Below are 24,571 nucleotides of genomic sequence, written 5' to 3' on the forward strand. Positions count from 1 at the left end.
AGGGGCGCGGGGAACTGCGCGACCAGCCCCCACCGGCCCGCAGTCGAAGGGCACGACGAAGAGCGCGACGTAGGGGAGACTCGGACCCATGCGTACTGCTTACAGCGTGGAGACGGTCAGGGCCGCCGAGCAGGAGCTGATGGCGCGGCTGCCGGACGGGGCACTGATGCAGCGGGCCGTGGCCGGGCTCACCGCCGCGTGCGCCGAGTTGCTGGGGCGCGTCTACGGCCGGCGCGTCGTGCTGCTCGTCGGCAGCGGCGACAACGGGGGCGACACCCTGTACGCCGGCGCCCGCCTCGCCAAGCGCGGCGCCGGCGTCGTCGCCGTCCTGCTCACGCCCGACCGCACCCACCCCGGCGGCCTCGCCGCCCTGCGACGCGCAGGCGGAAGCGTGGTCGAAGGAGCGGCGGCCGCCGAAGCGCCGCTCCGGCGCGCCGATCTCGTCCTGGACGGCATCGTCGGCATCGGCGGCAAGGGCGGGCTCCGCCCCGACGCCGCCCCGCTGCTCGACGTACTGGGCGAGATCCGCGCAGCAGTCGTCGCCGTCGACCTGCCCAGCGGCGTCGAGGCCGACACCGGCGAGGTCCGCGGAGCCGCCGTACGCGCCGACCTGACCGTCACCTTCGGGACCCACAAGCCGGGGCTGCTCGTCGATCCGGCGAGGGAGTACGCCGGGTCCGTACGGCTCGTCGACATCGGCCTCGCGCTCCCCGGCGAGCCCGAGCTCGAAGCGCTGCAGCACGCCGACGTCGCCGCCCTGCTCCCCGTCCCCGGCGCCGAGAGCGACAAGTACCGGCGAGGCGTCGTGGGCATCGCCGCCGGGTCCTCCCGCTATCCGGGCGCCGCCGTACTGGCCGTCTCCGGAGCCCTGCGCGCCGGCGCCGGCGCCGTACGGTACGTCGGACCCGCGGGCGACGCCGTCATCGCACGGTTCCCCGAGACGCTCGTGTCCACCGGTTCGCCGGAGCAGGCCGGGCGTGTCCAGGCCTGGGTCGTCGGCCCCGGCGCCGGCGACGACGCCGACGTCGTCGCGGCCGTCCTCAAGACGGACGTACCCGTACTCGTCGACGCCGACGGACTGCGGCTCGCCGACCGCGACGCCGTACGGGCCCGGCGCGCACCCACTCTGCTCACCCCGCACGCCGGAGAGGCCGCCGCGCTGCTCGGCGTCCCGCGCGAGGAGGTCGAGAGCGCGCGCCTGGCCTCCGTACGGGAACTCGCCGAGCGGTACGGAGCCACCGTGCTGCTGAAGGGGTCCACGACCCTCGTCGCCTCCCCCGGCGGCGGACCCGTGCGGGTGAACTCCACCGGCACCGGCTGGCTCGCCACCGCCGGCAGCGGTGACGTGCTGTCCGGGCTGACCGGGTCCCTGCTCGCCGCCGGGCTCGACGCGCGGGACGCCGGCAGCGTCGGCGCGTACCTGCACGGACTGGCCGGGCGGCTCGCCGCGAACGGCGCGCCCGTGGGGGCGCACGACGTCGCCGAAGCGGTACGCGAGGCCTGGCGGGACGTCGCGACGGCCTGACGCCGCGAACTCAGCGGGACGTCGCGACGGCCTGACGCCGCGAACTGAGCGGAACGTCGCGACGGCCCGACGCCGCGAACCAAGCGGAACGTGCGCGGGCGCACACGCGGGCGTGCGCCACAACGGGCGACCCTGCCGCGCGGCTGACCAGGCCCCGGCACCCTCCCGGGTTTCGCTGAGCACATGGTCCGCAAGAGAGTCCGTAAGAGAACCGTCGTCGCGCCGGTCAGCGCCCTGGTCGCCCTCCTCGTCGTGCTGTCCGGGCCGGGGGCCGTCGCCGCCCCCACGGCCCCGCCCCCGCCCGCGCCCGGCGCGCCCCGCGCACCCCGCGCACCCGCACCGCAGAGCGAACTCGTGCCCGGCGTGCACCCGGGCCCGTACCAGCCCTGGCAGCTGGACACCCCCGACCAGGTGCTCGCCCCGCAGGTCTACACGCCCTCCGCCGCGGAGGACGCCGTCGAGCCGCCGCGCGCCGCCGAGGGGAGCGACGCGCTGATCGAGTACGTACCGCTGAGCGAGGCCGTCGCGCGGGAGGCCGGGGTGACGGCGTGCAGCCGGCAGGCCGGGCCCCACCAGCGGCAGGTCGAACGGTGGCTGCGGCTCAAGGTGGACGGGAAGCAGTCGGCGGCGGACTGCCGGGCCGTGCGGGCCTTCCAGAGCAAGCAGGGCATCCGGCCGGACAGCGGTTTCGCCGGGCCCGTGACCTGGGGCCGGATGCGTCTCCTGTCCGCCGCGAAGAAGCCGAACGCGGCCGGGAGATGCCCCGTACGGGCCGGTCGCGTCGCGTGCGTCGACCTCCGCCGGCAGCTGGTCTGGGTGCAGAAGGGGAAGCGGGTGGTGTTCGGGCCCGTGCCGGTCCGCACCGGCAAGGCCGGGTACCGGACCAGGACCGGCTGGTTCAAGGTCTACTGGAAGCACAAGAACCACTGGTCGACCCTTTACAACACCCCCATGCCGTACAGCCAGTTCTTCAGCGGCGGCCAGGCCTTCCACGCCATCTACGGCAGCGTGTACAGCCCGCCCGGGTCGCGCGGCTGCGTCAACATGCGGCTCGCCGACGCCCGCACCCTGTGGAGCAGGCTCTACACGGGCGACCGTGTGTACGTGTGGGGCCGCAAGCCCGGCACCTGAGACCGGCACCCGAGAAGCGGTGGCCGGGACCCGGTACCCGAGAAGCCGTGGCCTGGACCCGGTACCCGAGAGTGGTGTCGGACCCCTCTGAGACACTGGTCCGCGATGACTGAGACAGCACCCGCGCGCGCCCGCGCCGAGATCGACCTGGCCGCCCTGAGGGCCAATGTGCGGACCCTGCGCGCCCAGGCACCGGCCGCCGCCCTCATGGCGGTGGTCAAGTCCGACGCGTACGGACACGGGGCCGTGCCGTGCGCCCGCGCGGCCCTGGACGCGGGAGCGACCTGGCTGGGCACGGCCACCCCGGAGGAAGCCCTCGCCCTGCGCGCGGCCGGGCTGCCGGGGCGGATCATGTGCTGGTTGTGGACGCCGGGCGGGCCCTGGCGGGAGGCCGTCGAGGCCGATCTGGACCTGGGGATCAGCGGGTTGTGGGCCCTGCGCGAGGCCGCGGAGGCCGCGCGGGCCGCGGGCCGTACCGCCCGCGTGCAGCTCAAGGCCGACACCGGACTCGGACGCAACGGCTGCCAGCCCGCCGACTGGGCCGAACTGGTCGCCGAGGCACGGCGGGCCGAGGCCGAGAGCCTGGTCACCGTCACCGGCCTGTGGTCGCACTTCGCCTGCGCCGACGAGCCGGGGCACCCCTCCATCCAGGCCCAGCTCAGCCTCTTCCGAGAGATGCTGGCCCAGGCGGAGGTAGCCGGGCTGCGCCCCGAGGTGCGGCACATCGCCAACTCGCCCGCCACGCTCACGCTCCCCGAGTCCCACTTCGACCTCGTACGGACCGGCATCGCCACGTACGGCATCTCGCCCAGCCCCGAACTGGGCACCTCCGCCGACCTCGGGCTGCGGCCCGTGATGACGCTCTGGGCCTCGCTCGCGCTGGTGAAGCACGTACCCGCGGGCCACGGTGTCAGCTACGGACACCACTACGTCACCGCCGGCGACACGACCCTCGGCCTCGTGCCCGTCGGGTACGCGGACGGCATCCCGCGCCACGCCTCCGGCGCCGGACCCGTCCTGGTGGGCGGCAAGTGGCGGACGGTCGCGGGACGGGTCGCCATGGACCAGTTCGCCGTCGACCTCGGCGGGGATCAGCCGCCGGTCGGCGAGCGGGCCGTCCTCTTCGGGCCCGGCGACCACGGCGAGCCGACCGCGGAGGACTGGGCCCGCGCCGCGGGCACGATCGCGTACGAGATCGTCACCCGCATCGGAACCCGCGTACCGCGCGTCTACGTGAATGACTACGTGAACGAGTGACAAGCGGGGTATCCGCATGAGTACTCCGCACGCGTGCGGAGTACTTCGGGGCACGGCACCCCGTACAAACGGCATCCCGTACAGACGGCACCCCGTACAAGACGAAGAAGAGGAGCGGTTCGTGAGCGAGAGCAGCGCGGAGGCAGCGGTGGAAGCGGCCACGGCCGCGACCTCGGCCCTCTCCGCGGCCGGGCCCGCGAACTGGCGCCGGGCAGGCGTCGCCGGCGCCGCGATAGGCGTGGTCGCCGCGGGCGCCGCCGCCGGAGTCGCCATAGAGCGGCTCACGGTCGGCCGCGGCATGCGCAGGAAGGCGCGGCTCGCCCTCGACTCGGCCGGACCGTACGGGGCGTTGCGCGGCACGCCGGGCAAGGCCGCCGCGGACGACGGCACCGAGCTGTACTACGAGGTCGACGAGGTGGAGACCGACACCGCGCTGGCCCCGCGCCGCCGCCGGCTCTTCGGCCGCAAGGCGCCCGCCCCGGTCACCGTCGTCTTCAGCCACGGCTACTGCCTCAGCCAGGACTCCTGGCACTTCCAGCGGGCCGCGCTGCGCGGAGTCGTCCGGACCGTCCACTGGGACCAGCGCAGCCACGGGCGTTCCGGGCGGGGCGTGGCCCAGGTCCGGGACGACCAGCCGGTCACCATCGACCAGCTGGGCCGCGATCTGAAGGCCGTCATCGACGCGGCGGCGCCCGAGGGCCCGCTCGTGCTCGTCGGCCACTCGATGGGCGGCATGACGATGATGGCCCTGGCCGACCAGTACCCGGGCCTCATCCGCGACCGCGTCGTCGGCGTGGCACTGGTCGGTACGTCGTCCGGGCGGCTCGGCGAGGTCAACTTCGGGCTGCCCGTCGCGGGCGTCAACGCGGTGCGGCGGATCCTGCCCGGAGTGCTGAAGGCGCTCGGGCAGCGGGCCGAACTGGTGGAGCGCGGGCGGCGGGCCACCGCCGACCTGTTCGCGGGGATCATCAAGCGGTACTCGTTCGCGTCCCGGGACATCGACCCGGCGGTCGCGCGGTTCGCGGAACGGCTCATCGAGGCCACGCCCATCGACGTGGTCGCCGAGTTCTACCCCGCCTTCACCGACCACGACAAGACCGAGGCGCTCGCGTACTTCGCCGACCTGCCCGTGCTCGTCCTCGCCGGGGTCAAGGACCTCGTGACGCCGAGCGAGCACAGCGAGTCCATCGCCGACCTGCTGCCGGACGCCGAGCTGGTGCTCGTGCCGGACGCCGGACACCTCGTGATGCTGGAGCATCCGGAGGTCGTCACAGACCGGCTCGCCGACCTGCTCACCCGCGTCGGCGCCGTGCCCGCAGGGGCTACCGTTGGTGGCTATGGAAGCACCAGCAGCACCGCGCAACCCGGCTGACCCCGGTGTCGTGACCGCGGAGATCGTCGTCAACTCACCCGACCGGATGAAGGAGTTGGGGCACAGGCTCGCCAAGCTCCTGCGGGCCGGCGACCTCGTGATGCTCACCGGCGAACTGGGCGCTGGCAAGACCACGCTGACCCGCGGGCTCGGGGAGGGGCTCGGGGTCCGGGGCGCGGTCACCTCGCCTACGTTCGTCATCGCCCGGGTGCACCCCTCGCTCGGGGACGGGCCGCCGCTCGTCCACGTCGACGCGTACCGCCTGGGCGGCGGGCTCGACGAGATGGAGGACCTCGACCTCGACGTGTCGCTGTCCGACTCCGTGATCGTCGTGGAGTGGGGCGAGGGGAAGGTCGAGGAGCTGACGGACGACCGGCTGCAGCTGCTGATCCACCGGGCCGTGGGGGACACCACCGACGAGGTACGGCATGTCGCCGTGACCGGGGTGGGGGAGCGGTGGGGGGCGGTGGACCTTGGCGTGCTCTCCGCCTGATGCCCTGATGCCCTGAGGCCTTGATGCCCTGAGGTACCGGGGCTGGGTTCGTTCGGTTTGTACGTTCGCCCCAACATTCCGACAGGGCGTCGGGAAGATGTTGCGGCGGGAGGCTTCGGCGTGTTCACATGGGCGGAGGAGTTGGTTAGGTCTACCTAACCATGTCTGCTGCCGGAGCTCTTCAGGAGGTCGCGATGCCTGCGTCTGCGTCGGAACGTGTTCCTTCCAGGGCCGGTGGGGTGTCGGTGTCGGTGGGGGAGTTGCTTGCCGTGGGTGGGCTTGTGCGGGCTGTGTCCGTGCCGCCGCCACCGCCTGTGCCTGCGCCTGTGCCTGCGGCGGCTGGGCGGGGTGAGGGGCGGCGGGCGGCTTAGGTCGTTTGCGGGTGCGGGCCGGTGGGGGCTGGTCGCGCAGTTCCCCGCGCCCCTAAAGGGGCTGCGCCCCTCCAAAGACAAAAGACTGCGCCGTTCCCCGCGCCCCTGAAGGGGCTGCGCCCCTCCAGAGACAAAGATTGCGCCGTTCCCCGCGCCCCTGAGGTGGGTGCCCCTTGAGGTTGGGTTCACCTATCGGGCGGGTGGGTGGGTATGCGGGCGGATTGAGTCGGTTAGTTGATTACCGTGATCCGCGTGCCGATCGTGGCGAAGTCCCACATCGCCGCTCCGGCTCCCCGTGGTTCGCGGATCGCGCCCAGTTTGCGGGCCGGGTCGGGGGGCGTCACCGAGCCGTCCACCGCCGCGCTGAAGCCGATCGCGACGCCGTCCAGGCTGGCGAAGCGGACCACGTGTTCGACGGCCACACCGTCGGAGCCCACGATCGTCCCGGAGCGTGACGTGACGACGTACCGCGCGGGCAGCGGATCGACCGTACCGGGGCTGACCCGGAACGTGAGCCTGACCTTGTCGCCCTCGTCGACCAGCCACACCCGGTCGTCGTCCAGCGCGTACACGACCCGCTGACCGGTGCCCGAGTCGGCGGGCAGCGCGGTCGGGTGGTTCTTGTCCCGCGGCGCCTTCGACGCCGTGGGCGGCACGGACTCGGCGGCCCCCGGGGCGGACAGGTCGGCCGGCGCGTACGCCGACGCCTGGTAGGTGAGGAAGCCGATCACGGCGAGCGCCACCGCGGTGAGTGCGGCCACGATTCCCGAGCTGCTCCGAATCACCTGGGTGCCCACCTCTCGTACGATCTTGTACGGTTTTTGTCCGTGTTGTGACGGTGTGACGTTAGCAGCAGCCACCCGCCGGATTGAGGCGGCCGTGCGCCGGGTCCGGGCGCCGTAGGCTGTTCGCGTGCTCTTGCTCGCTCTGGATACCGCCACCCCCGCCGTCACCGCCGCGCTGCACGACGGCACGTCCGTCGTCGCCGCCCACAGCCAGGTGGACGCGCGTCGGCACGGGGAACTGCTCCTGCCGGCCGTCGACCGGGTGCTCACCGAGGCCGGGCTGCGGCTCGACGCCGTCACCGGCATCGTCGTCGGCGTGGGCCCGGGCCCGTACACCGGGCTCAGAGTCGGTCTGATGACCGCCGACACGTTCGGGCTCGCGCTCGGCGTGCCCGTGTACGGACTGTGCACGCTCGACGGCCTCGCGTACGCCGCCGGGGGTGAGGCGGGGATCGAGGGACCCTTCGTCGTCGCCACCGACGCCCGGCGCAAGGAGGTCTACTGGGCGCGCTACGCCGACTCCCGTACGCGGCTCACCGAACCCGCCGTGGACCGGCCCGGGGAGCTCGACATCGGCGGACTGCCCGCCGTGGGCGCGGGCGCGCTGCTCTACCCCGACACCTTCCCGGACGCCCGCGAACCCGAGCACGTGTCGGCGGCCTCGCTCGCGTCCCTGGCGGCGGAGCGGCTGGCGGCGGGCGAGGAGATGGAAGCGCCCCGGCCGCTCTATCTGCGCCGGCCCGACGCCCAGGTGCCCAAGAACTACAAGGTGGTCACCCCCAAGTGACGACCGCGGTGCTGCGTGAGATGCGCTGGTGGGACATCGAGCCCGTACTGGAGCTGGAGAAGGACCTCTTCCCCGAGGACGCCTGGTCACGGGGCATGTTCTGGTCCGACCTGGCCCACGCGCGGGGACCCGAGGCGACCCGGCGGTACGTGGTGGCGGAGGACGGCGGGACGATCGTCGGATACGGCGGTCTGGCCGCCGCCGGCGACGCCGGTGACGTACAGACCATCGCCGTCGCCCGCGAACACTGGGGCACCGGGCTCGGCGCGCTCATCCTGACCGAACTGCTGCGGGCCGCGACCGCCTTCGAGTGCGCCGAGGTGCTGCTCGAATGCCGGGTCGACAACATCCGCGCCCAGAAGCTCTACGAGCGCTTCGGCTTCGAGGCGATCGGCTTCCGGCGCGGCTACTACCAGCCGGGCAACGTGGACGCGCTCGTGATGCGCCTCAACGACCCGTCAACTTCCGTACAAGGAACCGAGATCAATGGCTGACGAACCTCTCGTCCTCGGCATCGAGACCTCCTGCGACGAGACCGGCGTCGGCATCGTCCGCGGGACGACCCTCCTCGCGGACGCCATCGCCTCCAGCGTCGACGAGCACGCGCGCTTCGGCGGGGTCGTGCCCGAGGTCGCCTCCCGCGCGCACCTGGAGGCGATGGTGCCGACCATCGAGCGGGCGCTGAAGGAGGCCGGGGTCAGCGCGCGCGACCTCGACGGCATCTCCGTCACCGCCGGGCCCGGACTCGCGGGCGCGCTGCTCGTCGGCGTCTCGGCGGCGAAGGCGTACGCGTACGCGCTGGGAAAGCCTCTGTACGGGGTGAACCATCTCGCCTCCCACATCTGTGTCGACCAGTTGGAGCACGGGCCGCTGCCCGAGCCGACGATGGCCTTGCTCGTCTCCGGCGGCCACTCCTCGCTGCTGCTGTCCTCGGACATCACCAGTGACGTACGGCCGATGGGCGCGACGATCGACGACGCGGCGGGCGAGGCCTTCGACAAGATCGCCCGAGTGCTCAACCTCGGATTCCCGGGCGGGCCGGTCATCGACCGGTACGCCAAGGAGGGCGACCCGAACGCGATCTCCTTCCCGCGCGGGCTCACCGGGCCGCGCGACGCCGCGTACGACTTCTCCTTCTCCGGGCTGAAGACCGCCGTGGCCCGGTGGATCGAGGCGAAGCGGGCGGCTGGCGAGGACGTACCCGTGCGGGACGTGTCCGCGTCCTTCCAGGAAGCCGTGGTGGACGTCCTGACACGCAAGGCCGTACGGGCCTGTCGTGACGAGGGCGTCGACCATCTGATGATCGGCGGCGGCGTCGCGGCGAACTCGCGGCTGCGGGCGCTCGCGCAGGAGCGGTGCGAGGCCGCGGGGATCACGTTGCGGGTGCCGCGGCCGAAGCTGTGCACGGACAACGGGGCGATGGTCGCTGCGCTGGGCGCGGAGATGGTGGCCCGGGGGCGGGCCGCCTCCGATTGGGATCTGTCGGCGGACTCGTCCTTGCCCGTCACCGATCCGCATGTGCCGGGGCGTTCCCATGCGCAGGGGGACGCGGACGGGCACTCGCACTCGCACGATCATGTGCATGAGGTCAGCAAGGGCAATCTGTACTCATGAGTGTCGCGTTGATGTGGGAGGCGCGGGCCGCCGAGGGGCGGGGGGAGGAACTGCTCGCGTGGGTGCGGGAGCAGGACCTCCCGGCGCGGCCCCTGCGGCGGGAGGTCCTGCGGGCTCCGGGGGAGCGGGTGCTTGTCATCACGTGGTGGGATGCCGCGTACGACGACTCGCTCCCTGAGCTTCCGGAGCCTGCTGTTGGGTTGGTTGCTCGGGCCGTTCATCGGTGGCGGTTCGAGTCCGTCGAGGGGTAGGGGTCGCCTCCGGCGGTTGGCGGGTGTTCTTCGGGTGCGGGTCCGGTGGGGGCTGGTCGCGCAGTTCCCCGCGCCCCTGAAGGGGCTGCGTCGTTCCCCGTGCCCCTCAGGTGGTCGTTGTCCTGCATGTCAGTTGGCGGGACGGGCCCGGTCGGCGTTCTGGGCCCGTCAGGGTCAGGTGCGTTGTGTGGAGTACGTCCGTGCTGGACCTGGACACCCGGAGTTCCAGGGCTCCCGGTTCCACCACGCGGTGGCCCCTGGCGTTCGTGAACGCCGACAGGTCCGGGTGGAAGTGGAACGTGACCCGGCGGGCCTCTCCGGGGGACAGGGTCAGGCGGTGGTAGCCGATCAGGCGTACGTCGGGGCGGGTCACGGACGCCACCGGGTCGTGCAGGTACAGCTGGACGACCTCCGTGCCCTCCCGCGCGCCCGTGTTGCGGATCGTGACCGAGACGTCGTGCCCCTCGTCCGTGGTCGTTCGCGCGTGCGCGTCGGCCGTGTCCTCCCATGTGAAGTCCGTGTAGCCGAGGCCGTGGCCGAAGGGGTGGAGCGGGGTCGGGTCCAGGTTGCTGACCTCGCCCGCCAGGCCCAGCGGGGGCTGGAGGTAGGTCCACGGCTGGCCGCCGGGGGTCTGCGGGACGCTGACCGGGAGCCGGCCCGAGGGGTTCACGCGGCCCGACAGGACGCCCGCCACCGCCGGGCCGCCCTCCTCGCCCGGGAAGAACGCCTGGACCGTGGCGGCCAGCCGGTCGTGCCAGCGGCCCAGCGCGTACGGCCGGCCGGTGAGCAGGACCAGGACGACCGGGGTGTCGGTGGCGGTCAGGGCGTCCAGCAACTGGGCCTGGACCCCGGGCAGTTGCAGGTCCGCCACGTCGCAGCCCTCGCCCGACGTGCCCCGGCCGAAGAGGCCCGCCCGGTCGCCGAGCACCGCCACGCAGACGTCCGCCTCCGTGGAGCGTGTGACGGCCTCCTCGAAGCCGGAGGTGTCCGGGTCGGTCGTGTCGCAGCCCTCGGTGAAGGTGATCTTCGCGTCGGGGAGTTCCGTGCGCAGGGACTCCAGGAGCGTGGGGATCTCGACGCCCGTCGGCAGGGCCGGGTGGTTGACGCCCACGTGGGACGGGAACGAGTAGCAGCCCAGCATCGCCAGGGCGTCCGCCGCCCGCGGGCCCACCACGGCGATGCGGGTGTCGGGGGCCAGCGGGAGCAGGCCCTCCGGGTTGGAGAGCAGGACCACGGATTCCTCGGCCAGGCGGCGGGCCAGGACGCGGTTCGCCGTCGAGTCGAGGTCGACGGGGCCGGTGGGCTCGGGGGACCAGGTCTCGTCCAGCAGGCCCAGCTCGCACTTCTGGCGCAGCACCCTGGCCGCCGCCCGGTCCACCAGCGACTCGGGGATGTCCCCGGCCCGTACCGCCTCCACCAGCGGGTCGCCGTTGCAGTGGACCGTCGGCAGTTCGACGTCCACGCCCGCCGTAAGGGCCGCGTGGGCGGCCTCGGCCTCGGTGCCCGCGACCCGGTGCAGGGTCTTGAGGAAGCCGACGCCGAAGTAGTCGCTGACGACCGTGCCCGTGAAACCCCACTGCTCACGCAGGAGTTCGGTCAGCAGGTACGGGTCCGCGGTCGCGGGCACGCCGTCCGTGTCCGTGTACGCGGCCATCACCGAACGGGCCCCGCCCTCGCGCAGCGCGAACTCGAACGGCGGCAGCGTGATGTCGGCGAACTCGCGCACCCCGGCCCGTACGGGAGCGAGGTTGCGGGCGCCCGCCGAGGACGCGTACCCCGCGAAGTGCTTGAGCGTGGCGACGATTCCCGCGGACTCAAGACCGCGGACGTAGGCCGCGCCGATCGTGCCGACGAGGTACGGGTCCTCGCCGATCGTCTCCTCGACCCTGCCCCACCGCGGATCCCGTACGACGTCCAGGACCGGGGCGAGGCCCTGGTGGACGCCGACGGAGGCGAGGTCCCGGCCGATGCGGTGGGCCATCTCCTGCACCAGCGCCGCGTCGAACGAGGCACCCCAGGCCAGCGGCACCGGATACGCGGTCGCGCCCCAGGCCGTGAAGCCCGCCAGGCACTCCTCGTGGGCGACGGCCGGGATGCCGAAGCGGCCCGCCTCGCTGATCCTGCGCTGGGCGCGGGCCAGTGCCTGCGCGCCCAGCGCGGGGTCCACGGGGGCCGTACCGAACGAGCGGGTGAGCTGGCCCAGACCGTGGGTGATCAGCTCGTCCCAGTCGAAGTCCGAGGTCATCTCGTCCTGGTGCGGGGCGACTCCGTCGCCGTCCGTGGCGGCTCCCACCCACACGCCGTACAGCTGGGCGGTCTTCTCCTCCAGGGTCATCCGGGCGAGCAGGTCGTCGACCCGGGCCTCGGCGGGCAGGGCGGGATCACGCCAGGGTGCGGTGGTCATGAAACTCCTGTCAGGGTGAGGGGCAGGGTCGGGGACGAGTGGGTTCACTTTCCGCCCACGCCCATCAGGCCGCCGACCAGGGCGCGGCGGGCCACCAGGTAGACGGCGAAGATCGGGACGCCGGAGAGGACGACCGAGGCCAGCAGGGCGGGGATGTTGACGCCGAACTGGCTGACGTAGTTGAACAGGCCGAGCGTCAGGACGCGCGGCTCGTCGGACTGGGTGAAGATCAGCGGGAAGAGGAAGCCGTTCCAGGCCTGCAGCGCCGCGTAGATGACGACCGTGCTGATACCGCCCTTGGCCATCGGGACCGCCAGCTGGAACAGCATCCGCTGTGGTGAGGCGCCGTCCAGGGCCATTGCCTCGTACAGCTCCTCCGAGACGTCCCGCAGGGTGCCCACGAGGACCAGGACGGAGACCGGCATCGCGAAGGCCGCCGTCGGCAGGATGACCGCGAGGAGGCTGTCGTACAGGTCGAGCTTGGCGATCAGCAGGTAGAGGGGGACCACGACCGCCTGGGCCGGGATCGCGACCCCGAGCAGGAACAGCCGGAAGGCCAGGCCCGACCAGCGGTCACGGGTGCGGACGGCGACGTACGCGAGCGGGACCGAGAGGCCGAGCACGATGGCCACGACCGCGACGGCCACGATCGCCGTGTTGGCCAGCAGATGACCGAAGCCGCTGTGCAGCACGGTGTTGTAGTTGTCGAGCGTCGGACTCGTGGGCGGGGCCAGCGGGTTGCCGGTGAGGGCCTTGTCCTGGCTGGTGAGCGAGGCCGACACCATCGCGTAGATCGGGACGATGACGATCGCGAGCCACACGATCGCGCCGAGTCCGGCGACGGGGTTGGCGCGCTTCGTCCAGTGCCGGCGGTGGGGCGGCGACGGTTGTGCGCCGTGCTTCTCGGTCTGCATGGGACGCGGACGCGGCAAGGTGTCGTGTGACACTCCGTCACATCCCTTCGCGGGTACTGCGCATGCCGCCGAAGCCGGTCAGCCGCACGAGGATCAGGGACAGGCCGGTGGCCACCAGCACCAGGAAGGACGCGATGGCGCTCGCGTAGCCGAAGTCGTAGCTCTTGAAGCCCGCCTCGTACATCAGGTACGGCAGGATCGCGGTGTCGGTGCCCGGGCCGCCCTTGGTGAGGATCAGCACGGTCTCGAAGTACGTGAGCGAGCCGACGACCATCAGGACCGTGGACGTCGTGACGGTGTGCCGCAGCTGCGGCAGCGTGATCGAGAAGAACTGGCGGTAGCGGCCCGCCCCGTCGATCGCCGCGGCCTGGTAGAGCACCTCGGGTATCTGACGGGCGCCGCCCTGGTAGATCAGCGTGTGGAAGGGGATGAACTGCCAGCCGCCGACGAACACGATCGCCAGGAACGCGCCGCCGGACGAGCCGAGGATGTTCTGCTGGATGATGCCGAAGTTCGGGTCGAGCAGGGCGTAGAAGAGCAGCGCGATCGCCGTCGAGGACAGCAGGAACGGGACGAAGAAGATCGCGGACAGCACCGCCCGATTGCGCTGGCGGCCCGCCGCCCAGACGCCGAGCAGCAGCGCGATCACCGTCTGGAAGACCCAGCTCGCCACCGTCAGCAGGACCGTCAGCCACAGCGACTGGACCATCCGGTCGTCATCGATCAGCTTCCGCCAGTTGTCGAGGCCGACGGGTGTCGGGTCGCCCAGGCCGTCCCAGCTGGTGAAGGAGAGATAGAAGGCGAGTCCCATCGGGACCACGGCGAAGAACGCGAAGAACAGCACACCGGGCAGTGCCCAGACGGCGTGCGGCCGGCCGGCCGTGGCCGCCCCGGACCGCTTGCGCGGCCGGCGGGGCAGCTCGGGCCCGCCGCGCTCGGCGACCGGGCGTCCCACCGGGGCCTTGGTGGGGGTGGGTGCGCTCACTTCAGCTCCTTGAGCGCCGACACGAACTCGCCCGGCGAGGACTTCCCGACGAACAGCTTGTTGATCTCCGTGAGCATCGGGGTCGCGATGTCCGCGTCGACCGCCTGGTCCCAGGAGAGCGTGAAGGCCGGCGCCTTCTCGACCATCTCGTACTGGAACTTCGCGAACTCCGGGTTGGGCGAGGCCTCCAGCAGCTTGGCCGCGTTCGAGGTCGTCGGGATGTCACCGTTGGCGACCAGCGCCTTGGCGTACGTCTCGGAGGCGCAGTCCTTCAGGAAGGCGATCGCCGCGTCCTTGTTGCCGGTACGGGCGTTGACCGACCAGTAGTTGGTCGGGTTGCCGACGACGTTGCGGATGTCGCCGGCGCCGCCCTCGACCGTGGGGAACGCACACCAGCCCAGGTTGTTCTTCGCGAAGGACGGGAACTTGCCGAGCTGCGTCGAGTACTCCCACGAACCCATCAGGTGCATCGCCGCCTTGCCCTTGGCGAAGACCGCGGGGGCGCCGCCGTTGACGTACGACACCGAGCTGAACTTCGACCCGAACGCGCCGTCGTCGATGAGTTCCTTGACCCTCTCCGCGGCCTTCAGGACGGCCGGGTCGCCCCACGCGGACGCGTCGCCGCCCTGGATCTTCGCGAAGACCTCCGGGCCGCCGATCCGGTCGACCAGGTACTCCAGCCACATCAGCTCGGTCCAGGTGTCCGCGCCGCCGAGCGCGAACGGGGTGATCTTCGCCTTCTTCAGCTTGGCGTTGATGTCCTGCAGCTCGGCCCAGGTGGTGGGCGGCTGGAGCTTGTGCTCGGCGAAGACCGACTTGTTGTAGAAGAGGATCACCGGCTGCATCCCGCGCATCGGTATCCCGTAGTTGCGGCCGCCGAGCGCGCCCGCCGCGAGCACCGCGGGCAGGAAGCCCGACTTCAGGACCGGGTCGCCCGCGATGGTGTCGGTCAGGTCGACGAGCTGCTTCGCCTCCTGGTAGGCCCTGATCGAGCCGCCGCCCCAGTTGAAGAAGACGTCCGGGGCGCTCGGCGAGCCCATCGCCGTACGGAGCTTGGAGGTGTAGTCCGCGCCCGGGATCCTGACCAGCTTCACCGTGCCCTTGGCCGACTTGCTCGCGGCGGACTTGTTGAAGCGTTCGACGGCCGTCTGCTGGACCTTCACCGCGTCGTCCCCGTACACGAAGGCGTCGATCGTGCCGCCGCCCCCGCCGGGGCCGTCGTCGGAGCCGCAGGCGGTGAGGCCGGTGGCGAGCAGGGTGGTGGCACCGGCGCCCAGCACCCAGCGCCTGCTGAACGTACGGCCGCCCAGGCCGCCCTCCGCGCTTCTGGCCGGGCCCGCGCCCGTGGGCTGCCCGCCGTTGGACCGCCCGTTGATCGACTCCATGACAGCACCTCTTCTTGTCCGGCCCGTCCGCTCGCCGGCGCGCTCACGGCACGCATACGCATCGAACCTGCACGAATGTTTCGGGTGGTACTTCGAATGTTCCGGGAACGTATGGCGGTCGAGGGGGTTCGTCAAGAGGTTGCGCAGGGATACGATCCCGTTCATGACTCGCCCGAATCCCGCCGTAGCCCAGTCAGCGACGCTCGCCGAGATCGCCCGCGAGGCGGGAGTCTCGGCCCCGACTGTTTCGAAGGTGCTCAACGGCCGCGCCGACGTGGCCCCCGCGACCCGCACCCGGGTCGAGGAACTGCTGAGAAACCACGGCTACCGGCGCCGCCGGGCCGAGGCGTCCCGGTCGCCGCTCATCGACCTCGTCTTCCACGAACTGGAGAGCGCGTGGGCGATGGAGGTCATCCGGGGCGTGGAGAACGTGGCGCGGGACGAGGGGCTGAGCGTCGTCCTGTCCGAGAGCGCGGGGCGGCTCACCCCCGGGCGCACCTGGGCCGACCAGGTCGCCGCCCGCCGCCCGCACGGGGTCGTGCTCGTCCTCAGCGGGCTCGACGAGTCCCAGCGGGCCCTGCTGACGAGCCGCTCCATCCCGTTCGTGGTGGTCGACCCGGCCGGCGACCCCGGTGACGACGCCCCGTCCGTGGGCGCCACCAACTGGCAGGGCGGGCTGGCCGCGACCCGTCATCTGGCCGACCTCGGCCACCGCCGCATCGGTGTGATCAGCGGGCCCTCGCGGATGATGTGCAGCCGGGCCCGGCTCGACGGGTACCGGGCGGCGCTCGACACGGCCGGGCTGCCCGTCGACCCGGCGCTCGTGCGCACCGGCGACTTCCACCACGACAGCGGCTACCGCGCCGGGCTCGAACTGCTCAAGCTCCCCGACCGCCCGACGGCCGTCTTCGCGGGCAACGACCTCCAGGCCCTCGGCCTGTACGAGGCCGCCCGCGAGCTGGGCCTGCGGGTACCGGAGGACCTCAGCATCGTCGGCTTCGACGACCTGCCGGTGGCCCGCTGGGTCGGCCCGCCGCTCACCACCGTGCGCCAGCCGCTGACGGAGATGGCCGAGGCGGCGGCCCGGCTCGTCCTGGACCTCGGCCGCTCGGAACGGCCCTCGACCGCCACGCGGGTGGAGCTGGCGACGAGTCTGGTGGTCAGGAGCAGTACGGCGCCGCCGTCGGCGTGATCGGCGCCACGGTCGCCGTGATCGATGCCACGGTCACCGTGAGCGGTGTCGGGGCGTCGAAAGTTTCGGAGACAGATCCTGAGAAAACTCAACGAAACCTGAGAGTTTCCGAAGGAAAGCCGGGAAGTGGTTCCTTGTTGAAATAATTCGGACTTATGTTCTTCCTGTGAGCGGGAGTGTGGACGTGAGCGGAGAAGACGGGTCCGGAGGCGAGGACGCCGCGATACCCGAGGGCGGTGCCGGTGACGCCGGTGCCGGTGCAGGTGCCGGCGGCGCGGGTGGCGCGGGCGCCGGGGGACGGTCGTGGTGGTCCGGCCGGTCACGGCTGTTCAAGGTGGCGGGCATCGCCCTGAGCTGCGTACTCGTCGCGTCCGTGGCCGGGGCCGCGTGGGTGTACTGGCATCTGAACCACAACATCAAGAGCGTCGACATCGACAGCGCGCTCGGCGACAACCGGCCGGCCAGGGCCGTGACGACCCCCACGGGTCCCGAGTCCGCCGCCCCGCTGCCCAGCGGCGCGCTCAACATCCTCGTCCTCGGCTCGGACTCCCGCAGCGGCAAGCGCAACAAGGCGCTCGGCGGCGGCAGCAGCGAGGGCGCCCGCTCCGACACCGCGATGATCATCCACGTCGACGAGGGCCGCTCGGAGGCGACCGTCGTCAGCATCCCGCGCGACACCCTCGTCACCCGCCCCTCCTGCCCGCTGGAGTCCGGCGGGTCCACGGCGGAGGCGTACGGCGTGATGTTCAACAGCGCGTACTCGCTCGGCGGGCCCGTCTGCGCGGTCAAGACCGTGGAGACCCTCACGAACGTCCGCATGGACCACTACATCGAGATCGACTTCGCCGGCTTCGCCGATCTGGTGGACGCGCTCGGCGGGGTCACCGTGACGACCGACGACGACATCTCCGACGAGGACAGCCACCTCGAACTGGAGGCGGGCACCCACCACCTCGACGGCGCGGACGCCCTGGCCCTGGCCCGCACCCGGCACGGCATAGGCGACGGCAGCGACCTCGGCCGCATCGGCCTCCAGCAGAAACTGGTCAAGGGGCTCCTCGACCAGGTCTCCTCCAGCAACCTCCTCACCAACCCCACCCGGCTGTACAGCGTCGCCGACGCGCTCACCGGCAGCCTCACCACGGACACGGGCCTGAACTCCCTCACCGAACTCATGAGCCTCGGCCAGAGCCTGAAGTCCCTCTCCTCCACGTACACCGAGACCGTGACGATGCCGGTGGTGCCCGCACCCTCCAACCTCAACCGGGTGGTGGCGCAGGAGCCGGAGGCGGGCAAGCTGTGGGAGTCGCTGAAGTGACCTCCACGAAGAAAAACCGATGAAGTCCGGCGGGTGTGTCGATCCCCGTGCCGGTCGTTCGACGCATGGGTGAGAGGCGATGAGGGACGGGGACCGGCCCCGGCTCCGCGCCGAGAACTCAGGGAGTCACCATGCCGCGCTACCTGTCGATGATCCGTATCGACGAGCAGAACGCCCCCGCCGAGGGACCGAGCGACGCGCTCATGGAGCGCATGGGTGAGCTGATCGAGGAGATGACGAAGGCCGGCGTCCTGCTGGACACCTCCGGGCTGACGCCGACCGCGCAGGGCACGCGGGTGCGCTGGGAGGGCGGCGAACTGTCCGTCACCGACGGGCCGTTCACGGAGGCCAAGGAGGTCGTCGGCGGATACGCGATGCTCCAGGCCAAGGACCGGGCCGAGGCCGTCGAATGGACCAAGCGGTTCCTGCAGATCCACGAGGCCCACTGGACGGTGACCTGCGAGGTGCGGGAGATCGTCGAGGGCTGAGCCCGGCGGCCGGCCTCGGCTTCGGGTTCGGCTTCGGCTTCGGCTTCGGGTTTTGCCTTGGCCGTACGGGTCCGGGGGTGTCTGATGGTGGAGCGTGACGCCAGACACCCCCGCGGACACCCCCGCCCAGGACCCTGACCGCACCATCGAGACCGTCTTCCGGATGGAGTCGCCCCGCATCATCGCCGGCGTCGCACGCATCGTGCGGGACGTCGGGATCGCGGAGGAACTGGCGCAGGACGCGCTGGTCGCGGCGCTGGAGCAGTGGCCCAGGGACGGGGTGCCGGGAAACCCCGGGGCCTGGCTCATGGCCACCGCCAAGCACCGGGCGATCGACCTCGTACGGCGGCGCGAGCGGTACGCCCGCAAGCTGGTGGAGATGGGGCGCGACCTGGAGACGTCCGGGCCGCACGGGTACGGACAGGGTTACGTGGACGAGCCCGCCGATCCCGATGACATCGACGACGATCTGCTGCGGCTGGTCTTCACCGCGTGCCACCCCGTGCTGTCCGCCGAAGCCCGGATCGCGCTCACCCTGCGGCTGCTCGGCGGGCTGACCACCGTCGAGATCGCCCGTGCGTTCCTCACCCCGGAGAAGACCCTCGCCCAGCGCATCGTGCGCGCCAAACGCACCCTCGCCGCGAAGGGCGTTCCCTTCGAGGTGCCGTACGGGCCCGAACGCGAGGCCCGGCTCGGTTCCGTACTGGAGGTCATCTACCTGATCTTCAACGAGGGGTACGCCGCCACGGCCGGGGACGACTGGCTGCGGCCCGCGCTCTGCGAGGACGCGCTGCGGCTCGCGCGGGTGCTCGCCGAGCTGATGCCCAAGGAGCCCGAAGTGCACGGGCTGGCGGCGCTGCTGGAGCTGCAGGCGTCGCGGTCGGCCGCGCGGACCGGGCCGTCGGGGGAGCCCGTGCTGCTCAAGGACCAGAACAGGGCGCGGTGGAACCGGGTGCTCATCCGGCGGGGGTTCGCCGCGCTGGGGCGGGCGGAGGCGGTGTCCTCGGGGGGCGGGCCCGGACCGTACGTCCTCCAGGCCGCCATCGCCGCGTGTCACGCGCACGCGCTCACGTACGCGGAGACCGACTGGGGGCGGATCGTCACCCTCTACGGGATGCTCGCCGTGCGGGTGCCGTCGCCGGTCGTCGAACTGAACCGGGCCGTCGCCGTGTCCATGGCCGAGGGGCCGGGTGCTGCGCTGGCGCTCGTGGACGCGCTCGTGGGGGAGCCGGCGTTGCGGGAGTACCACTTGCTGCCGAGTGTCCGGGGGGACCTGCTGGAGCGGCTCGGCCGCGGGGAGGAGGCGGCGGCGGAGTTCACGAGAGCGGCGCAACTCGCGCGCAACGACCGCGAACGCACGCTGTTGCTGACGCGCGCGAGGGAGTGCGGGCTGCGCCCCTGAGGGCGCGGGCCCGCTGCGACCGCCCGCGCAGTTCCCCGCGCCCCTGAGGACGACGCCTGCGGGCCCGTCGTGGCTGGCCGCGCAGTTCCCCGCGCCCCTGAAAGGCTCGGCTGCGCCCTCGCCCCCTGGGGACGACGTCTGCGGGTGCGTCGTGGCTGGCCGCGCAGTTCCCCGCGCCCCTGAAGGCTCGGCTGCGCCCTCGCCCCCTAAGGGGCGAGGGGAACGGCGCGAGCAACCACGACGCACCCGCACCTATAAGACGGCCGTTTTTAGGGGCGCGGGGAACTGCGCGGGCGACCACGACGTGCCCGCACCCGTATGACGGCCGTTTTTAGGGGCGCGGGGAACTGCGCGGGCGACCGCGACGGACCCGCACCCACAAGACGGCCGGTTCCCACCCGCACGTGCCGGACGGCCCCCGCGTCGCCCGAACGGCTCGTTCGTCGTGAAGGTGGGTCCGGGCCGTGGCACGGTGGAGCCACCTGTTGGCACCACCGGACCCCGGAGCCTCACATGGCTGATCTGCAGGACGAACTGCACTCCACCGCAGAGGTCGGGGACCTGGACCTGGATCACCCCGAGCCGCCGAGCGGCGGGTTCGAGCCGCCGCCCGTCGCGGCCGAGCCCGGCGCCGACCCCCTGGCCCGCGCCCACACCCTCCTCACCGCCCACCCCGTCGCGGACGGCTACAGCGGCCTCCCCTGGGCCCTGCGCCGCCTGTCCTGGTACGACCTCGAACTCGGCGAGAGCGCCGTCGACACGGACGTGCCCCGGCTTCGGGAGGGGCACGTAGGAGCGTTGTTCTGGTCGCTGCACCTGCCGGGGGCACTCGTCGGCGAACGCGCCGTCGGCGCCACGCTGGAACAGCTCGACCTCGTGAAGACCGTGGTCGCCGCGCACCCGGAAGGCCTGCGCACGGCCCACAGCGCGGCCCAGGTCACGGACGCCAGGAACTGCGGACGGGTCGCCGTGCTGCTCGGCCCGGCGGGCGCCGCCGCGCTGGACGACTCCCTGGGCATCCTGCGGGCGCTGCACTCCCTCGGCCTGCGTGTCCTCACCCTCTCCGGCGCCTCCTGGGCCGGCGAGAACGGGCTGACCCGGTTCGGCGAGGAGGTCGTGCGCGAGATGAACCGTCTCGGCGTCCTCGCCGACCTCTCCGGCGCCTCGGACGCCACCGTCCGCCGCGCCCTGACGATCTCCAAGTCCCCGGTGATGTGCACCCGCTCGGCCGCCCGCGCCCTGCGCCCGCACCCGGCGAACCTCCCCGACGACGTCCTCGTCGAACTCGGCGCCCGCCACGGCCTGTGCCTGGTCCCGCTGACCGCCGAGCAGACGGGCCCCACGGTCCGGGACGTCGCCGACCACCTGGACCACGTACGGGAACTCGCGGGACCCGAGTGCGTCGGCCTCTCGGGGACGTACGACTCCGGGGCCGCGCACCCGCAGGACCTCTCCGACGCCTCGGGCTACCCGCGGCTGGTCGCCGAACTCCTCGGCCGCGGCTGGTCCGAGACCGACCTGGCCCTGCTCACCTGGGGCAACGTCCAGCGCGTCCTGCGTACCGCGGACTTCACCTCGCGCGCCGCCCGCCGCCGCCGCGAGCCGTCCATGGCACGGATCGCCGAACTCGACGGCTAGGTCAGCCGGTGCAGAGGCAGAACGGGTGGCCCGCCGGGTCCGCGTACGTGCGCCAGGTGCGGGTGCGGTCCGCCGCGTCCAGCACCTTGGCGCCCAGCGCCAGGACCTCGGCCTCCGCCGCGTCCAGGTCCTCGACCGTCAGGTCCAGATGGAACTGCTGCGAGGCCTCGGGCGAGGGCCACTTCGGCGGTACGTGTCCGGGGGCGGCCTGGAACGCCAGCGTGCCGCCCGCCGGCCCCGGCAGCCGCAGGTCCAGCCAGTCGCCGTTGTCCTCGATCGTCCCGCCGAGGATCCCGGCGTAGAACGCGGCGAGGGCGTGCGGATCGGGACAGTCCAGGACGACGGAGCCCAGCCTGGCGAGAGCCATGATCTTCTCCTCGGTCTTCTCCTCGGGACGGGCGTCCTCGCGACGGGCGGTCCGGGGTGTCAGGCCGTCGGGCGGCCCATCGCGCGGTACGTCCAGCCCGCCGCCCGCCACACCGACGGGTCGAGCGCGTTGCGGCCGTCCAGCACCACGCGGTCCGTGGCGACCTCGCCCAGCGCCGCCGGGTCCAGCTCGCGGAACTCACGCCACTCGGTGAGGTGCAGGACGGCGTGCGCCCCGCGGACGGCGTCCACGGCCGTCTCCGCGTACCCGAGGGTCGGGAAGAGGCGGCGGGCGTTGTCCATGCCCTTGGGGTCGTAGACCGTGACCTGGCCGCCCTGGAGGTGGATCTGGCCCGCGACGTTCAGCGCGGGGGAGTCCCGGACGTCGTCCGAGTCGGGCTTGAAGGTCGCGCCGAGCACGGCGATCCGCTTGCCGAGGAAGGAACTGCCGCCCAGCGCCTCCCGCGTCATCTCGACCATCTGGCCGCGGCGCCGCATGTTGATGGAGTCGATCTCGCGCAGGAAGGTGAGCGCCTGGTCGGCGCCCAGCTCGCCCGCGCGGGCCATGAACGCGCGGATGTCCTTGGGCAGGCAGCCGCCGCCGAAGCCGATGCCCGCGCGCAGGAACTTCTTCCCGATCCGGTCGTCGTGCCCGATGGCCTCGGCGAGCTTCACGACATCGCCGCCGCCGGCCTCGCAGACCTCGGCCATCGCGTTGATGAAGGAGATCTTGGTCGCGAGGAAGGAGTTCGCGGCGGTCTTCACCAGCTCGGCGGTCGGGAAGTCGGTCACCACGAACGGCGTGCCCTCGGACAGCGGAGTCGCGTACACCTCGCGCAGCAGCTTCTCGGCGCGCTCGCTGCGGATCCCGGCGACGATCCGGTCGGGGTGCAGGGTGTCCTGGACGGCGAAGCCCTCGCGCAGGAACTCCGGGTTCCAGGCCAGCTCGACCTCGTCGCCCGCGGGGGAGAGCTCGACGAGCGTGCGGGCCAGCCGGTCGGCCGACCCGACGGGCACGGTGGACTTGCCGACGACCAGGGCGGGGCCGGTGAGGTGCGGGGCGAGCGAGGCGAAGGCGGCGTCGACGTACGACATGTCGCAGGCGTACTCGCCGTGCTTCTGCGGGGTGTTCACACAGACGAAGTGGACGTCGCCGAACTCCGCGACCTCGGCGAAGTCCATGGTGAACCGCAGCCGCCCGCTGGAGCCCTCGATCCCGGCGACGTGCTTGCGCAGCAGCTCCTCCAGACCGGGCTCGTACATCGGGACCTCGCCCCGCTGGAGCATCTCGATCTTCTCGGGAACCACGTCCAGGCCCAGCACCTCGAAACCCAGCTCGGCCATGGCGGCAGCGTGCGTCGCGCCGAGATAGCCGGTGCCGATCACAGTGATCTTGAGGGCCATGGGTGCTCCAGGAGGTAGCCGTCGGGTGCGCGGACAGAGCATAGTCGGGGCGTGCCGGAGCCCTTGACCGGGCAGATCCCCCCTGTCGGCAAGCTCACGTATCACTCGCGTGGGCGGGCGCATAAAATTTGGGTTACTTAACGGTAGTTAGCGTCAGCGTCACTGCATCTTTGGGAGCGTGAGAGACCTTGGCCGGATCGGCTGATTTCGACCTGTACCGCCCGTCCGAGGAGCACGACATGCTCCGGGACGCGATCCGCTCACTGGCCGAGGCGAAGATCGCGCCGCATGCCGCGGCCGTGGACGAGGAGGCCCGCTTCCCCCAGGAGGCCCTGGACGCGCTGGTCGCGGCCGACCTGCACGCGGTGCACGTACCGGAGTCGTACGGCGGCACCGGCGCGGACGCGCTGGCCACCGTCATCGTGATCGAGGAGGTGGCGCGGGTCTGCGCGTCCTCGTCCCTGATCCCCGCGGTGAACAAGCTCGGCTCGCTGCCCGTGATCCTGTCGGGCTCCGAGGACCTGAAGAAGAAGTACATGACGCCGCTGGCCAAGGGCGACGGCATGTTCTCGTACTGCCTCTCCGAGCCGGACGCCGGCTCGGACGCGGCCGGCATGAAGACGAAGGCGGTCCGCGACGGCGACTTCTACGTCCTGGACGGCGTGAAGCGCTGGATCACCAACGCCGGTGAGTCCGAGTACTACACGGTGATGGCCGTGACCGACCCCACCAAACGCTCGAAGGGCATCTCCGCCTTCGTCGTCGAGAAGTCCGACCCGGGCGTCTCCTTCGGCGCCCCGGAGCGCAAGCTCGGCATCAAGGGCAGCCCGACCCGCGAGGTCTACCTCGACAACGTCCGCATCCCCGCCGACCGCATGATCGGCGAGGAGGGCACGGGCTTCGCCACCGCGATGAAGACCCTGGACCACACCCGCATCACGATCGCCGCGCAGGCACTCGGCATCGCCCAGGGCGCGCTCGACTACGCCAAGGGATACGTCCAGGAGCGCAAGCAGTTCGGCAAGCCGATCGCCGACTTCCAGGGCATCCAGTTCATGCTCGCCGACATGGCCATGAAGATCGAGGCCGCCCGCCAGCTCACGTACGCGGCCGCCGCCAAGTCCGAGCGCGGCGACAAGGACCTCACCTTCCAGGGCGCGGCGGCCAAGTGCTTCGCCTCCGACGTCGCCATGGAGGTCACCACGGACGCCGTCCAGCTTCTCGGCGGCTACGGCTACACCCGTGACTACCCGGTCGAGCGCATGATGCGCGACGCCAAGATCACGCAGATCTACGAGGGCACGAACCAGGTCCAGCGGATCGTGATGGCCCGCAACCTGCCGTAACACCCCTCGCCCGCAGCACCCCTCGCGCAAAGGCCCCTGATGACCCGCACGGATCAGGGGCCTTCGTGCGTCCTGCGCAGTACGAGGCTGCGCAGGACCATGGCGCCGACGGGGTGGCGCTCGGTCTGGTAGCTGTCGAGGAG

At 72.1% G+C, this 24,571-nt stretch carries 22 protein-coding genes; 15 read left to right on the forward strand and 7 right to left on the reverse strand.

The window, feature by feature from the left end; all coding sequences use genetic code 11:
* Positions 1–88 precede the first annotated feature (88 nt).
* The 5 genes from ACFWGJ_RS22620 to tsaE all read left to right on the forward strand — a co-directional run bounded on the left by ACFWGJ_RS22620 (position 89) and on the right by tsaE (position 5,778).
* Complete coding sequence (locus ACFWGJ_RS22620) at positions 89–1,525, forward strand: NAD(P)H-hydrate dehydratase (protein ID WP_387327282.1); 1,437 nt, start codon at positions 89–91, stop codon at positions 1,523–1,525.
* A gap of 183 nt (positions 1,526–1,708) precedes the next feature.
* Positions 1,709–2,656, forward strand: coding sequence for a L,D-transpeptidase family protein (locus tag ACFWGJ_RS22625; protein WP_387327285.1), 948 nt, complete (start codon positions 1,709–1,711; stop codon positions 2,654–2,656).
* 105 nt (positions 2,657–2,761) lie between these two features.
* Positions 2,762–3,913, forward strand: coding sequence for an alanine racemase (gene alr, locus ACFWGJ_RS22630; protein ID WP_387327288.1), 1,152 nt, complete (start codon positions 2,762–2,764; stop codon positions 3,911–3,913).
* 121 nt (positions 3,914–4,034) lie between these two features.
* Positions 4,035–5,285, forward strand: a complete 1,251-nt coding sequence (locus ACFWGJ_RS22635; protein ID WP_387327291.1) for an alpha/beta fold hydrolase — start codon at positions 4,035–4,037, stop codon at positions 5,283–5,285.
* A complete protein-coding gene (gene tsaE / locus ACFWGJ_RS22640; RefSeq protein WP_387327294.1) occupies positions 5,251–5,778 on the forward strand; it encodes a tRNA (adenosine(37)-N6)-threonylcarbamoyltransferase complex ATPase subunit type 1 TsaE in 528 nt (175 codons plus the stop codon). The genes ACFWGJ_RS22635 and tsaE overlap by 35 nt, the downstream gene beginning before the upstream one ends.
* Before the next feature lie 601 nt (positions 5,779–6,379).
* Here tsaE and ACFWGJ_RS22645 read toward each other — a convergent pair.
* A complete protein-coding gene (locus ACFWGJ_RS22645; RefSeq protein ID WP_387327297.1) occupies positions 6,380–6,934 on the reverse strand; it encodes a hypothetical protein in 555 nt (184 codons plus the stop codon).
* 127 nt (positions 6,935–7,061) lie between these two features.
* Here ACFWGJ_RS22645 and tsaB point away from each other — a divergent pair, with 127 nt between their 5' ends.
* Genes tsaB through ACFWGJ_RS22665 form a run of 4 tightly spaced genes read left to right on the forward strand, consistent with a single transcriptional unit; the run spans position 7,062 to position 9,586 of the window.
* Positions 7,062–7,721, forward strand: coding sequence for a tRNA (adenosine(37)-N6)-threonylcarbamoyltransferase complex dimerization subunit type 1 TsaB (tsaB, locus tag ACFWGJ_RS22650; RefSeq protein ID WP_387327300.1), 660 nt, complete (start codon positions 7,062–7,064; stop codon positions 7,719–7,721).
* 20 nt (positions 7,722–7,741) lie between these two features.
* Positions 7,742–8,215, forward strand: coding sequence for a ribosomal protein S18-alanine N-acetyltransferase (rimI, locus tag ACFWGJ_RS22655; RefSeq protein ID WP_387327334.1), 474 nt, complete (start codon positions 7,742–7,744; stop codon positions 8,213–8,215).
* Positions 8,208–9,335, forward strand: a complete 1,128-nt coding sequence (gene tsaD, locus ACFWGJ_RS22660) for a tRNA (adenosine(37)-N6)-threonylcarbamoyltransferase complex transferase subunit TsaD (RefSeq protein WP_387327303.1) — start codon at positions 8,208–8,210, stop codon at positions 9,333–9,335. The genes rimI and tsaD overlap by 8 nt, the downstream gene beginning before the upstream one ends.
* On the forward strand, positions 9,332–9,586 hold the full coding sequence (locus tag ACFWGJ_RS22665; RefSeq protein ID WP_387327306.1) for a hypothetical protein: 255 nt from the start codon (positions 9,332–9,334) through the stop codon (positions 9,584–9,586). Before tsaD ends, ACFWGJ_RS22665 begins: the two co-directional genes overlap by 4 nt.
* Positions 9,587–9,692: 106 nt before the next feature.
* On the opposite strand, the gene ACFWGJ_RS22670 is transcribed toward ACFWGJ_RS22665, so the two are convergent.
* From ACFWGJ_RS22670 to ACFWGJ_RS22685, 4 genes are all read right to left on the reverse strand, one after another.
* Positions 9,693–11,990 (reverse strand): glycoside hydrolase family 3 N-terminal domain-containing protein, encoded by a 2,298-nt coding sequence (locus tag ACFWGJ_RS22670; RefSeq protein ID WP_387327309.1) that lies wholly within the window; start codon positions 11,988–11,990, stop codon positions 9,693–9,695.
* Positions 11,991–12,034: 44 nt separating this feature from the next.
* Complete coding sequence (locus tag ACFWGJ_RS22675; protein ID WP_387327312.1) at positions 12,035–12,937, reverse strand: carbohydrate ABC transporter permease; 903 nt, start codon at positions 12,935–12,937, stop codon at positions 12,035–12,037.
* Positions 12,938–12,941: 4 nt separating this feature from the next.
* Complete coding sequence (locus tag ACFWGJ_RS22680) at positions 12,942–13,823, reverse strand: carbohydrate ABC transporter permease (RefSeq protein ID WP_387327337.1); 882 nt, start codon at positions 13,821–13,823, stop codon at positions 12,942–12,944.
* A gap of 62 nt (positions 13,824–13,885) precedes the next feature.
* Positions 13,886–15,274, reverse strand: coding sequence for an ABC transporter substrate-binding protein (locus ACFWGJ_RS22685; RefSeq protein WP_387327315.1), 1,389 nt, complete (start codon positions 15,272–15,274; stop codon positions 13,886–13,888).
* Positions 15,275–15,437: 163 nt separating this feature from the next.
* Here ACFWGJ_RS22685 and ACFWGJ_RS22690 point away from each other — a divergent pair, with 163 nt between their 5' ends.
* The 5 genes from ACFWGJ_RS22690 to ACFWGJ_RS22710 all read left to right on the forward strand — a co-directional run bounded on the left by ACFWGJ_RS22690 (position 15,438) and on the right by ACFWGJ_RS22710 (position 21,312).
* Entirely contained in the window at positions 15,438–16,466 is a 1,029-nt protein-coding gene (locus ACFWGJ_RS22690; protein ID WP_387327318.1) for a LacI family DNA-binding transcriptional regulator, read from the forward strand.
* Positions 16,467–16,650: 184 nt separating this feature from the next.
* Positions 16,651–17,784, forward strand: a complete 1,134-nt coding sequence (locus ACFWGJ_RS22695) for an LCP family protein (RefSeq protein ID WP_387327320.1) — start codon at positions 16,651–16,653, stop codon at positions 17,782–17,784.
* 131 nt (positions 17,785–17,915) lie between these two features.
* Positions 17,916–18,272, forward strand: coding sequence for a YciI family protein (locus ACFWGJ_RS22700; protein ID WP_107022241.1), 357 nt, complete (start codon positions 17,916–17,918; stop codon positions 18,270–18,272).
* Positions 18,273–18,435: 163 nt separating this feature from the next.
* Positions 18,436–19,674: an RNA polymerase sigma factor gene (locus ACFWGJ_RS22705; RefSeq protein WP_387327339.1), complete on the forward strand. Its 1,239-nt coding sequence runs from the start codon at positions 18,436–18,438 to the stop codon at positions 19,672–19,674.
* Positions 19,675–20,187: 513 nt separating this feature from the next.
* Entirely contained in the window at positions 20,188–21,312 is a 1,125-nt protein-coding gene (locus tag ACFWGJ_RS22710) for a dipeptidase (RefSeq protein WP_387327323.1), read from the forward strand.
* A gap of 1 nt (position 21,313) precedes the next feature.
* Here the strand turns inward: ACFWGJ_RS22710 and ACFWGJ_RS22715 are convergent, their stop codons facing one another.
* Positions 21,314–21,679, reverse strand: coding sequence for a VOC family protein (locus tag ACFWGJ_RS22715; protein WP_387327326.1), 366 nt, complete (start codon positions 21,677–21,679; stop codon positions 21,314–21,316).
* 59 nt (positions 21,680–21,738) lie between these two features.
* The gene (locus tag ACFWGJ_RS22720) at positions 21,739–23,082 is read right to left on the reverse strand and encodes a UDP-glucose dehydrogenase family protein (protein ID WP_387327329.1); all 1,344 of its coding nucleotides are present in this window, start codon (positions 23,080–23,082) and stop codon (positions 21,739–21,741) included.
* 188 nt (positions 23,083–23,270) lie between these two features.
* Between ACFWGJ_RS22720 and ACFWGJ_RS22725 the strand changes: the two genes are divergently transcribed.
* Complete coding sequence (locus ACFWGJ_RS22725; RefSeq protein ID WP_387327331.1) at positions 23,271–24,428, forward strand: acyl-CoA dehydrogenase family protein; 1,158 nt, start codon at positions 23,271–23,273, stop codon at positions 24,426–24,428.
* Positions 24,429–24,571: the final 143 nt, after the last annotated feature.

This window comes from Streptomyces sp. NPDC060205 (assembly GCF_042728395.1).
In the GTDB taxonomy this organism is placed as follows: Bacteria; Actinomycetota; Actinomycetes; order Streptomycetales; family Streptomycetaceae; genus Streptomyces.